This is a genomic window from Streptomyces abyssomicinicus (genome assembly GCF_008974245.1).
Lineage (GTDB): Bacteria > Actinomycetota > Actinomycetes > Streptomycetales > Streptomycetaceae > Streptomyces > Streptomyces abyssomicinicus.
In genome coordinates, this window is the sequence record NZ_BBZI01000016.1 from 77,621 (window position 1) to 89,289 (window position 11,669).

Sequence of the window (11,669 nt, forward strand, 5' to 3'; positions counted from 1 at the left end):
CCCGGCTCCTCGGCCCCTCGACCCCTCGGCCCCTCGGCCCAAGACCCTCCACCTTCGGACCTCGACCGTCGGCCCTCGACCGGCCCGACGAAACGCCGGACGCCGGACGCCGAACAGGTCAGTTCCTTTTGGGAACGGACTATGTCAGCATGGCAGCCTCGGGTCAACACCTCCTCGGTGCTCCGCAGCACCCCCGACGAAGCGAGTCCGGCCATGCCCCAGCGCACCAGCCTCCACGACGCCCACTGCGCCATCGCGCAGTCCCTGGACGTGGTCGGCGACTGGTGGACGCTGCTGATCGTGCGCGACACCGCACGCGGCCTGCACCGCTTCGAGGAGCTCCAGCGCGAGCTCGGCATGTCCCGCAAGGTGCTGGCCGAGCGGCTGAGGCTGCTCGTGGACTCCGGGGTGCTCTCCCGGGAGCCGTACCAGGAACGGCCGGTACGCCACGAGTACCGGCTGACGCCGCGCGGGCGCGCCCTGCTGCCCGTGCTGATCGCGCTCCAGGACTGGGGGGACACCTGGTTGCTGGGCGAGGGGGAGACCATGGCGACCACGGACGAGGCGTCCGCGGAGGCGGAGCGCGTACGTGCCCTGACCGGCACCCGGGTGCCGCCGCTGACCCTGACCGACCTGGACGGCGAGCTGCGGGACCCGGTCTCCCCGGACACCCCTTTCACGGTCCTGTACTGCTTCCCCGGCGCGTACGCCCGCAAGGACGCCTATCCCCCCGGCTGGGCGGGCATTCCGGGCGCTCCGGGCTGCACCCTGGAGTCCTGCTCCTACCGCGACGGACTCGCCGAGTTCACCGCGGCCGGCGCCACCGTGCACGGCGTCTCCACCCAGCGCCCGGACGAGCAGCGCGCGTTCGCCGACGCGGAACGGCTGCGCTTCCCGCTCCTGTCGGACGCGGGCCTGGCCTTGGCCGCCGCGCTGCGGCTGCCCACCTTCCGGGCGGGCGGGGTGAGCCGGCTGAAGCGGCTGACCCTGGTGATCGACCGCGACCGCACCGTCCGCCAGGTCCTCTACCCGGTCACCGACGTGGTGGCGAGCGTGACGGAGGCCCTGCGGGCCGTCCGCGCCGCCGGGTGAGCCCTCCGGCCGCCGGCGCACTACAGTGGGCGGCCGACCGACGACGAGGGGAGCCCTTGGTGGCCACCGACCGCATCCGGCGCATGGCCTTCGGCGCCGTCTACCCGCACTACGTGACCAAGGTGGAGAAGAAGGGCCGCACCGAGGACGAGCTCCACCAGGTCATCACCTGGCTCACCGGCTACGACTCCGCGGGCCTGGAGCGCGCCGTCGCCGACGGGGTCGGCCTGGAGACCTTCTTCGCCGAGGCCCCCGCGATGAACCCGAACGCCTCCCTGATCACCGGCGTGATCTGCGGTCACCGCGTCGAGGAGATCGAGGACCCGCTGATGCGGCGGATCCGCTGGATGGACAAGCTGGTCGACGAGCTGGCCCGCGGCAAGAAGATGACGTCGATCCTCCGCGGCAGCACCGCCTGAACTCCTCTCCCCGAGCACGACGACGGCCCCTCTCTCCCACCCGGCACGGATGGTGGAGAGGGGCCGTCGCGACTGCGCACCGCGGGCGGCGCGGCGGACGTCAGACGTTGAAGCCCAGCGCCCGCAGCTGCTCGCGGCCGTCGTCGGTGATCTTGTCCGGGCCCCACGGCGGCATCCAGACCCAGTTGATCCGCAGCTCGCTGACCAGGCCGTCGGTGGCCGACTTGGCCTGGTCCTCGATGACGTCGGTCAGCGGGCAGGCCGCCGAGGTCAGCGTCATGTCGACGGTGGCGATGTTCGCGTCGTCGACGTGGACGCCGTAGATGAGGCCGAGGTTGACCACGTCGATACCCAGCTCGGGGTCGACGACGTCCAGCAGCGCCTCGCGGACCTCTTCCTCGGAGGCGGGCTTCATCTCAACCGTCTCGCTCATGCGGTGGTCTCCTTCTCCTCGGCGCCCAGCGCCTGCGCGGTCGCGTCCTTCCAGGCCATCCAGCTCAGCAGGGCGCACTTCACCCGGGCCGGGTACTTGGAGACGCCGGCGAACGCGACCGCGTCCTCCAGCACCTCCTCCATGGCGTCGTCCGGCTCGATCTTCCCCTTGGACTGCATCAGCTCCAGGAAGGTCTCCTGGATCCTGCGCGCCTCGTCCAGCTCCTTGCCGACCAGCAGCTCGTTGAGCACGGACGCGGAGGCCTGGCTGATGGAGCAGCCCTGGCCCTCGTAGGACACGTCGGTGACCTTCGTGCCGTCGTACTTCACGCGCAGGGTGATCTCGTCACCGCAGGTGGGGTTGACGTGGTGCACCTCGGCGTCGCCGTCACGCAGACCACGCCCGTGCGGGTTCTTGTAGTGGTCCAGGATGACGTCCTGGTACATCGAATCCAGCTTCACGGCTTTGCCGCGTCCTCTCAGCCGAAGAAGTTCCGAACGTGCTCCAGGCCGTCGACCAGGGCGTCGACCTCGGCCGGCGTGGAGTACAGATAGAACGACGCTCGCGTGGTCGCGGGAATTCCGTACCGCAGGCAGACCGGCCGGGCGCAGTGGTGCCCGACCCGGACCGCGATGCCCTGCTCGTCGAGGACCTGGCCCACGTCGTGCGGGTGGATGTCGCCGAGCGTGAAGGAGATCGCCGCGCCGCGGTCCTCGGCCGTGGCCGGGCCGATGATCCGCAGGTCGGGGACCTCGATCAGGCGCTTGACGGCGTACTCGGTGATCGCCTGCTCGTGCGCGTGGATCTTGTCCATGCCGATGTTCGACAGGTAGTCGATCGCCGCGCCGAGCCCGACCGCCTGGGCGATCGGCGGCGTGCCCGCCTCGAACTTGTGGGGCGCCGGGGCGTAGGTCGACGAGCTCATCGAGACCGTCTCGATCATCTCGCCGCCGCCGAGGAACGGGGGCAGGTCCTCCAGGAGTTCCTGGCGGCCCCAGAGCACGCCGATGCCGGTCGGGGCGCACATCTTGTGGCCGGTGAAGGCCACGAAGTCGGCGCCCAGCGCCTGCACGTCCAGCGGCATGTGCGGGGCGGCCTGGGAGGCGTCGACGCAGACCAGCGCGCCGACCTCCTGGGCCCGGCGGACGATCTCCTCGACCGGGTTGTGGGTGCCGAGGATGTTGGAGATCAGCACGAAGGAGACGATCTTCGTCTTCTCGGTGATGACCTCGTCGATGTTCGACAGGTCGAGGCGGCCGTCGTCGGTGAGGCCGAACCACTTCAGCTTCGCGCCCGTGCGCTGCGCCAGCAGCTGCCACGGCACGATGTTGGAGTGGTGCTCCATCTCGGTGATGACGATCTCGGTGTCGCTGTCCACCCGGTAGGGCTCGTCGGCCCAGCCGAGCATGTTGGCGACGAGGTTCAGCGACTCCGAGGCGTTCTTGGTGAAGATCACCTCGTCGCGGCTGGGGGCGTTGACGAACGCCGCCACCTTGTCGCGGGCGCCTTCGTACAGTGCCGTGGCCTCCTCGGCGAGCACGTGCACCCCGCGGTGGACATTGGCGTTGTGGCGCTCGTAGTAGGCGCTGAGGGCGTCGAGCACCTGGCGCGGCTTCTGCGACGTCGCCGCGTTGTCCAGGTACACGATCTTCCGGCCGTCGTGGACCTCACGGTCCAGGATGGGGAAGTCCTTGCGGATCGCCTCAAGGTCGTCGAGGAGGCCCGGCAACTGTGTCACTCGGAAGCGCCACCCTTCGTGTAGGCCTCGTAGCCCTCGTTCTCCAGCTTGTCGGCGAGCTCCGGGCCACCGGACTCGACGATGCGGCCGTTCGCGAAGACGTGGACGTGGTCGGGCTTGATGTAACGCAGGATGCGCGTGTAGTGCGTGATCAGCAGGGTGCCGACCTCGCCGCTCTCGCGGACCCGGTTGACGCCCTCGGAGACGACGCGCAGGGCGTCGACGTCGAGGCCGGAGTCGGTCTCGTCGAGGATCGCGACCTTCGGCTTGAGCAGCTCGAGCTGGAGGATCTCGTGACGCTTCTTCTCACCGCCGGAGAAGCCCTCGTTGACGTTGCGCTCGGCGAAGGCGGGGTCCATGTTGAGGCGCTCCATGGCCTCCTTGACCTCCTTCACCCAGGTGCGCAGCTTGGGGGCCTCGCCGCGGATCGCGGTGGCGGAGGTGCGCAGGAAGTTCGACACCGAGACGCCGGGGACCTCGACCGGGTACTGCATGGCGAGGAACAGGCCGGCGCGGGCGCGCTCGTCGACGGACATCTCGATGACGTCCTCGCCGTCGAGGGTGACCGTGCCGCCGGTGATCGTGTACTTCGGGTGACCCGCCAGGGAGTAGGCGAGAGTCGACTTGCCGGAGCCGTTGGGGCCCATGATGGCGTGCGTCTCGCCCTGCTTCACGGTGAGGTCGACGCCCTTGAGGATCTCCTTCGTGGCGTTGTCGGCCTCGACGGTGACGTGCAGGTCTCGGATTTCAAGCGTTGCCATGGGTGCCTCAGGACTCCTGGGTGAGGGAGACGAGCACGTCGTCCCCTTCGATCTTTACGGGGTATACGGGGACGGGGCGCGTCGCGGGAAGACCGGACGGCTTGCCGGTGCGGAGGTCGAACGCGGAGCCGTGCAGCCAGCACTCGATCTGGCAGTCCTCCACCTCGCCCTCGGAGAGGGAGACGTTCGCGTGCGAGCAGATGTCGTTGATCGCGAACACCTCGCCCTCGGTGCGCACGACGGCGACCGGCGTGCCGTCGAGTTCCACCCGCCGGGGGGTGTCCTCCTCCAGCTCGCTCAGCGCGCAGGCGCGTACGAAGGTCGTCATGCGACCGACGCCTCCAGCTCCTCGTCGATCTTGGCGAGCAGGCGCTCCTCGATGTCGGCGACGCCGATCTGCTGGACCAGCTCGGCGAAGAAGCCGCGGACGACGAGGCGGCGGGCCTCGTACTCCGGGATGCCGCGGGCCATCAGGTAGAAGAGCTGCTCGTCGTCGAAGCGGCCGGTGGCGCTGGCGTGGCCGGCGCCGACGATCTCGCCGGTCTCGATCTCGAGGTTCGGCACGGAGTCGACGCGGGCGCCGTCGGTCAGAACCAGGTTGCGGTTCATCTCGTAGGTGTCGGTGCCCTCGGCGGCGGCCTCGATCAGCACGTCGCCGATCCACACCGCGTGGGCCTGCTCGCCCTGGAGGGCGCCCTTGTAGACCACGTTGGACTTGCAGTGCGGGATGTTGTGGTCGACGAAGAGGCGGTGCTCCTGGTGCTGCCCCTGGTCGGTGAAGTACAGGCCGAACAGCTCGGCCTCGCCGCCGGGGGCGGCGTACTCGACCCGCGGGTGCAGGCGGACGACGTCGCCGCCGAAGGTGACGACGACGGACTTGAAGGTGGCGTCGCGGCCGACCAGCGCGTTGTGCTGGCCGGCGTGCACCGCCTTCTCGTCCCAGTCCTGCACGGAGACGACGGTCAGCTTGGCGCCGTCACCGAGCACGTACTCGACGTTGCCGGCGTAGACGGCGTCACCGCTGTGGTCCACCACGACGACGGCCTCGGCGAACGCGCCGAGCTCCACCACGGTGTGGGCGAAGCAGGTGCCGCCCTGCCCGGCGACGGACACGCGGACCGGCTCGCTCAGCACGGTCTCCTTGGGCACGGTCACCACGGTGGCCTGCTCGAACGCCGAGTACGCCTGCGCGGCGACCCGGTCGACGGGCTTGCCGGCCCGGCCGAGGCGGGCGTCCTCGCGGCCGACGGACTCGACGGTGACACCCTCGGGGGCGTCCACGGTGACCTTCACGCCGTCACCGTCGGCGGTCGCGGTGCCGTCGTGCAGACCGCGCAGGCGCGCCAGCGGGGTGAACCGCCACTCCTCCTCGCGGCCGTGCGGGACCGGGAAGTCCGCCACGTCGAAGGAGGGCGGCGCGCTCATGCGCGTGGCGACGGTCGACTCGGCGGCCACCGCGATGGATCCGGCGGTGGTGGAGCCCACCGGGGCATTCTGAGCGTCAGCCATGGCTGTCGTCATGCTCGCTTTCGTTGCTTCAGGGACTTGACGGGAGGGACGGCGGGCCGGGCGTCAGCCGACCGCGCCCTCCATCTGGAGCTCGATCAGCCGGTTGAGCTCGAGGGCGTACTCCATGGGCAGCTCCTTGGCGATCGGCTCGACGAAGCCGCGCACGATCATCGCCATCGCCTCGAACTCGGAGAGACCGCGGCTCATCAGGTAGAAGAGCTGGTCCTCGGAGACCTTGGAGACGGTCGCCTCGTGGCCCATGGAGACGTCGTCCTCACGCACGTCCACGTAGGGGTACGTGTCAGAGCGGGAGATGGTGTCGACCAGCAGCGCGTCGCAGAGCACGTTCGACTTGGAGCCGGGGGCGCCCTCGCCGATCTCGATCAGACCGCGGTAGGAGGTGCGGCCGCCGCCGCGCGCCACCGACTTGGAGACGATGTTGGACGACGTGTTCGGCGCCATGTGGACCATCTTCGCGCCGGCGTCCTGGTGCTGGCCCTCGCCCGCGAAGGCGATGGACAGGGTCTCGCCCTTGGCGTGCTCGCCCATCAGGTAGACGGCCGGGTACTTCATCGTCACCTTGGAGCCGATGTTGCCGTCGATCCACTCCATGGTCGCGCCCTCGTACGCCACGGCGCGCTTGGTGACCAGGTTGTAGACGTTGTTCGACCAGTTCTGGATGGTCGTGTAGCGGCAGCGGGCGTTCTTCTTGACGATGATCTCGACGACCGCGGAGTGCAGGGAGTCCGACTGGTAGATCGGCGCCGTGCAGCCCTCGACGTAGTGCACGTAGGCGCCCTCGTCGACGATGATCAGGGTCCGCTCGAACTGGCCCATGTTCTCCGTGTTGATACGGAAGTAGGCCTGGAGCGGGATCTCCACGTGCACGCCCTTCGGCACGTAGATGAAGGAGCCGCCGGACCACACGGCCGTGTTCAGCGCGGCGAACTTGTTGTCGCCGGCCGGGATCACGGTGCCGAAGTACTCCTTGAAGAGCTCCGGGTGCTCCTTCAGGGCCGTGTCGGTGTCGAGGAAGATGACACCCTGCTCCTCCAGGTCCTCACGGATCTGGTGGTAGACGACCTCGGACTCGTACTGGGCGGCGACACCGGCGACCAGGCGCTGCTTCTCGGCCTCCGGGATGCCCAGCCGGTCGTAGGTGTTCTTGATGTCCTCGGGCAGTTCCTCCCAGGACGTCGCCTGCTTCTCGGTGGACCGCACGAAGTACTTGATGTTGTCGAAGTCGATCCCCGAGAGGTCCGAGCCCCAGTTCGGCATGGGCTTCTTCTCGAAGAGGCCCAGGCCCTTGAGGCGCAGCTTCGTCATCCACTCCGGCTCGGACTTCTTCGCCGAGATGTCCCGGACGACGTCCTCGTTCAGGCCGCGCTTGGCGGAGGCGCCGGCCGCGTCGGGGTCCGCCCAGCCGTACTCGTACTTACCCAGACCCTCGAGTTCGGGGTGGGCAGTCTCCGTGGGGAGAGTCATGCGGGGTTCCTCCCGGCCGTGCTCGTAGCTGATGAATGATCACCGGTTGCGTGACCGTCGATCTTGGAAATCTTGGGGATGAACGTCGTGCAGACGCCGTCACCGTGCGCGATCGTCGCCAGTCGCTGGACGTGGGTGCCCAGCAGCTCGGAGAAGATCTCCGTCTCCGCCTCGCACAGCTGCGGGAACTCCTCAGCGACGTGGGCGACCGGGCAGTGATGCTGGCAGAGCTGCTCGCCGAGCTGCGGGGAGGGAGCGCTGCGCGCACTGGCAGCGTACCCGTCCGCGGACAGCGCCCTGGCCAGCGCCTCCGCCTTGTCCTCCGGCGGGACGGCTTCCAGGGCCTTGCGGTACTGCCCGGCCTGCGCGGCCAGCCGGGCACGGGCGAATGCGGCCACCGCCCGCTCACCACCCTCCTGGTCCGCGATCCAGCGCAGCGCGTCCTTGGCCAGCTGGTCGTACGACTGGTCGAAGGCGTCCCGGCCACCGTCGGTCAGCACGAACACCTTCGCGGGCCGCCCGCGCGAGCGGGCGCCGTAGACCCGGCGCTCACGGGCCTCGACCACGTCGTCGGCCGCCAGCGCGTCCAGATGCCGGCGGACGGCCGCCTGGGTCAGCCTCAGCCGCCCCGCGAGTTCGGCGACGGTCGAGGGGCCGTGGTCCAGGATCGAGCGCGCGACCCGGTTGCGTGTGGAACGCTCCCCGGACGCATTCTCTTCCGGACCGCAGTCTTCCTGGCCGACGTTTTTCACAACGCCATTGTTGCGTAATTACCGGCGCCCGGACAACCCGCACCCCGCGCGGCCGACGGTGCCTTTCATCACTTAGGTACACCTAACCTGACCTGCGGAAAGGTGCCCACCGGGGATTCCGCCCGCGCCGCCCGAACCGCCTCGGCCCCCCTTCACCGCCTGCCCGCGACCCCGCTCACCGGCCCCCTCGCGACCGCCCTCGTCCCCCGCCGACCTGCGCGCCCCGGGCGTGCGACCAGGCGGGACGCTCCTGGCCCCCTCCTCGCTCAGCCCACTCGGACGGGTGAACGGTCACCCGGGGACCGGGCGGGCGCGGCGCGAACCTAGACTCCTGTCCCATGCACAGCGAACCCGTGGTCCACATCCAGGCCCTGGTGAAGCGGTACGGATCGAAGACCGCGGTGAACGGCCTCGACCTGGTGGCCCGGGCGGGCATCACCGCCGTACTGGGCCCCAACGGGGCGGGCAAGACCACCACCGTCGAGACCTGTGAGGGCTACCGCCGTCCCGACGCGGGCACGGTCCGCGTCCTCGGCCTCGACCCCGTCCGCGAGGCGGCGGCGCTGCGTCCGCGGATCGGCGTGATGCTCCAGTCCGGCGGCGTCTACTCCGGCGCCCGCGCCGAGGAGATGCTCCGCCACGTCGCCAGGCTCCACGCCCATCCGCTGGACGTCGACGCGCTGATCGAGCGGCTCGGCCTCGGCTCGTGCGGGCGGACCTCCTACCGCCGGCTCTCCGGCGGGCAGCAGCAGCGGCTCGCGCTCGCCATGGCGGTCGTCGGCCGCCCCGAGCTGGTCTTCCTCGACGAGCCCACCGCCGGCCTCGACCCGCAGGCCCGCCGCGCCACCTGGGAGCTGGTGCGCGACCTGCGCGAGGACGGCGTGTCGGTCATCCTCACCACCCACCACATGGACGAGGCCGAGCAGCTCGCCGACGACGTCGCCGTCGTCGACGGCGGCACGGTGATCGCCCAGGGCTCCCCCGAGCAGCTGTGCCGCGGCGGCGCCGAGAACACCCTGCGGTTCTCCGGCCGCCCCGGCCTGGACGTGGCCTCGCTGCTCAAGGCGCTGCCCTCCGGCTCCACCGCCGCCGAGACCGTCCCCGGCTCCTACCGGGTCACCGGCGACGTCGGCCCCCAGCTGCTGGCCACCGTGACCTCCTGGTGCGCCCAGCACGGCGTGATGCCCGACCGCATCGCCGTGGAACGGCACACCCTGGAGGACGTCTTCCTCGAGCTCACCGGCAAGGAGCTGCGCGCATGACCGCCACCGGGACCTACTCCCCGAGGCCCGGCGCCGCGCCGCTGGGCCGCATGATCGCCGCGCAGGCCGTGCTGGAGGCACGGATGCTGCTGCGCAACGGCGAGCAGCTGCTGCTCACCGTGGTCATCCCGACGCTGCTGCTGGTGCTCTTCAGCTCCGTGGACATCGTCGACACCGGCGAGGGCCGGGCCGTCGACTTCCTCACGCCCGGCGTGCTGGCGCTGGCGGTGATGTCCACCGCCTTCACCGGGCAGGCCATCGCCACCGGGTTCGAGCGCCGCTACGGCGTGCTCAAGCGGCTGGCCGCCTCGCCGCTGCCGCGCTGGGGGCTGATGACCGCCAAGACGCTCTCGGTGCTGGTCACCGAGGTCCTGCAGATCGCGCTGCTCACCGCGATCGCCTTCGCGCTGGGCTGGTCCCCGCAGGGCGACCCGTTGACGGTGCTCCTGCTGCTGCTCCTCGGCACGGCCGCCTTCTCCGGCCTCGGCCTGCTGATGGCGGGCACGCTCAAGGCGGAGGCCACCCTGGCCGCGGCCAACCTGGTCTTCCTCCTGCTGCTGGTCGGCGGCGGGGTCGTCGTGCCGCTGGACAAGTTCCCGGAGTCCGCGCAGGCCGTGCTGGGGCTGCTGCCGATCTCGGCGCTCTCCGGCGGGCTGCGGGACGTGCTCCAGCACGGCGCGGGCGTGCCGTGGGGCGACCTCGGGATCCTGGCCGCGTGGGCGGCCGCGGGGCTCGCGGCGGCGGGCCGCCTCTTCCGCTGGGAGTGACGTCACAGGCCGCACGGCGACCCCTCGTGAAACCGTGCACAAGCCCGGGCCTACGATGGTGGGCGTGCCGAACGAGATCCGTGGCGGAGCCGCAGCGGCGGTCCGCAATCCCCTTGCCTACATCGCCGACCGCTGGACCCCCGACCCCCGGACGGTCCGCCGCGCGGCGCTCGTCGCGCTGGTCGTGTCGGTGGTCATCGTGGTCACCGGCGGTGCCGTCCGCCTGACCGGCTCCGGTCTGGGCTGCCCGACCTGGCCCAAGTGCACGGCGGACTCCCTCGCCACCACGCGCGAGATGGGCTGGCACGGCGTCATCGAGTTCGGCAACCGGCTGCTGACGTACGTGCTGTGCGCGGCGGTGGGCTGGGCGATCATCGCGGCCCGCTCCGCCAAGCCGTACCGCCGGGAGCTGACGCGGATCGGCTGGCTGCAGTTCTGGATCGTGATGGGCAACGCGGTGCTCGGCGGCATCGTGGTGCTGGTCGGCCTCAACCCGTACACGGTGGCCGCGCACTTCCTGCTCACCTCCGCGCTGATCGCGGCCGCGGTCGTGATGTGGCACCGGGCCGGCGAGGGCGACGCGGCACCGCGGCCGCTGGTCGCGCCGTCGCTGCGGCGGCTGACCTGGGCGCTGGTCGTGGTGACGGTGCTGCTGATCGCCGTGGGCACGGTGGTCACCGGCGCGGGGCCGCACGCGGGCGACTCCAGCGACGTGCCGCGGATGCCGGTGGACTGGGAGGCGGTGACGCGGGCGCACGGGCTGCTGGCGTGGCTGACGGTGCTGCTGACGGTGGCGCTGTGGGTGGGCCTGAAGGTCTTCGACTCCCCTCGGGTGACGCTGGCGCGGACGCGGGACCTGTTCCTGGTGCTCCTCGCGCAGGGGGTCATCGGATACGTCCAGTACTTCCTGGACCTGCCGGAGCTGCTGGTGGGGCTGCACATGTTGGGCTCCGCGATGGTGTGGATCTACACCGTGCGGGTGCTGCTGGCGATGCGTGAACGCCCCCTCGCGGAGCCCGGCGCGATCCCCTCCGCCTCCCCCGCGGAACCGATCCCCGCCTGACCTTTTTCGCCCCGCCCCGCCCCGACCGGGCGGGGCGGGGCACACCGCGCCCCCGAATCCTTACCGAGCAGCCGCCCCCTCACGGGCGGCTGCTCGTCCCCTTGCCGCCCCCCACCACCCCGCGGACGCCCACCGCACCGCCCTGCCGGGCCGCGCCCCTGAAAGCGACCACGTGCGCCCGCCTTGCGCCACCGTGCCGCGCCCCGCCGCCGAGCCGCCCGCCCGCGCCACACCCCGCCCTGCGCCACCGCCCCGCGCGACCCCCTGGCGTGCGACTGCCCGGCCGTGGTGTCCCCCGTCCTGCGAGTGCATGCCTCGCCCTCCTACAGGGCCGTTCCTCCCGCCCACAGGACCGCACCTCACCCTCCCGCGAGCGCAGGCCCGCCCC

Annotated in this window: 13 protein-coding genes; 5 read left to right on the forward strand and 8 right to left on the reverse strand. The window is 71.0% G+C overall.

Features of this window, described 5'->3' with window-relative positions; translation table 11 throughout:
* Positions 1-213 precede the first annotated feature (213 nt).
* Together GBN72_RS32900 and GBN72_RS32905 are read left to right on the forward strand one after the other, a co-directional pair.
* Positions 214-1,092: a winged helix-turn-helix transcriptional regulator gene (locus GBN72_RS32900; RefSeq protein WP_151775665.1), complete on the forward strand. Its 879-nt coding sequence runs from the start codon at positions 214-216 to the stop codon at positions 1,090-1,092.
* A gap of 59 nt (positions 1,093-1,151) precedes the next feature.
* Positions 1,152-1,511 carry a DUF2200 domain-containing protein gene (locus GBN72_RS32905; protein WP_218042109.1) on the forward strand — a complete coding sequence of 120 codons (360 nt, stop codon included), beginning with the start codon at positions 1,152-1,154 and terminating at the stop codon, positions 1,509-1,511.
* 100 nt (positions 1,512-1,611) lie between these two features.
* Here the strand turns inward: GBN72_RS32905 and GBN72_RS32910 are convergent, their stop codons facing one another.
* From GBN72_RS32910 to GBN72_RS32945, 8 genes are all read right to left on the reverse strand, one after another.
* On the reverse strand, positions 1,612-1,944 hold the full coding sequence (locus GBN72_RS32910; protein ID WP_108953982.1) for a metal-sulfur cluster assembly factor: 333 nt from the start codon (positions 1,942-1,944) through the stop codon (positions 1,612-1,614).
* Positions 1,941-2,405, reverse strand: coding sequence for a Fe-S cluster assembly sulfur transfer protein SufU (sufU, locus tag GBN72_RS32915; protein ID WP_151775648.1), 465 nt, complete (start codon positions 2,403-2,405; stop codon positions 1,941-1,943). The genes GBN72_RS32910 and sufU overlap by 4 nt, the downstream gene beginning before the upstream one ends.
* Before the next feature lie 17 nt (positions 2,406-2,422).
* Positions 2,423-3,682 (reverse strand): cysteine desulfurase, encoded by a 1,260-nt coding sequence (locus tag GBN72_RS32920; protein ID WP_151775649.1) that lies wholly within the window; start codon positions 3,680-3,682, stop codon positions 2,423-2,425.
* A complete protein-coding gene (gene sufC, locus GBN72_RS32925) occupies positions 3,679-4,443 on the reverse strand; it encodes a Fe-S cluster assembly ATPase SufC (RefSeq protein WP_151775650.1) in 765 nt (254 codons plus the stop codon). The genes GBN72_RS32920 and sufC overlap by 4 nt, the downstream gene beginning before the upstream one ends.
* 7 nt (positions 4,444-4,450) lie before the next feature.
* Positions 4,451-4,771 (reverse strand): bifunctional 3-phenylpropionate/cinnamic acid dioxygenase ferredoxin subunit, encoded by a 321-nt coding sequence (locus GBN72_RS32930; protein WP_151775651.1) that lies wholly within the window; start codon positions 4,769-4,771, stop codon positions 4,451-4,453.
* Entirely contained in the window at positions 4,768-5,952 is a 1,185-nt protein-coding gene (gene sufD, locus GBN72_RS32935) for a Fe-S cluster assembly protein SufD (protein ID WP_151775652.1), read from the reverse strand. The genes GBN72_RS32930 and sufD overlap by 4 nt, the downstream gene beginning before the upstream one ends.
* A 63-nt stretch (positions 5,953-6,015) precedes the next feature.
* Positions 6,016-7,437: a Fe-S cluster assembly protein SufB gene (gene sufB, locus GBN72_RS32940; RefSeq protein WP_108953976.1), complete on the reverse strand. Its 1,422-nt coding sequence runs from the start codon at positions 7,435-7,437 to the stop codon at positions 6,016-6,018.
* Positions 7,434-8,189, reverse strand: a complete 756-nt coding sequence (locus GBN72_RS32945; protein ID WP_151775653.1) for a helix-turn-helix transcriptional regulator — start codon at positions 8,187-8,189, stop codon at positions 7,434-7,436. The genes sufB and GBN72_RS32945 overlap by 4 nt, the downstream gene beginning before the upstream one ends.
* A gap of 338 nt (positions 8,190-8,527) precedes the next feature.
* Between GBN72_RS32945 and GBN72_RS32950 the strand changes: the two genes are divergently transcribed.
* The 3 genes from GBN72_RS32950 to GBN72_RS32960 are packed head-to-tail and all read left to right on the forward strand — an operon-like array spanning position 8,528 to position 11,281.
* The gene (locus GBN72_RS32950) at positions 8,528-9,451 is read left to right on the forward strand and encodes an ABC transporter ATP-binding protein (protein ID WP_151775654.1); all 924 of its coding nucleotides are present in this window, start codon (positions 8,528-8,530) and stop codon (positions 9,449-9,451) included.
* Positions 9,448-10,218 carry an ABC transporter permease gene (locus GBN72_RS32955; protein WP_151775655.1) on the forward strand — a complete coding sequence of 257 codons (771 nt, stop codon included), beginning with the start codon at positions 9,448-9,450 and terminating at the stop codon, positions 10,216-10,218. Before GBN72_RS32950 ends, GBN72_RS32955 begins: the two co-directional genes overlap by 4 nt.
* A gap of 55 nt (positions 10,219-10,273) precedes the next feature.
* Entirely contained in the window at positions 10,274-11,281 is a 1,008-nt protein-coding gene (locus GBN72_RS32960; RefSeq protein ID WP_151775656.1) for a COX15/CtaA family protein, read from the forward strand.
* Positions 11,282-11,669: the final 388 nt, after the last annotated feature.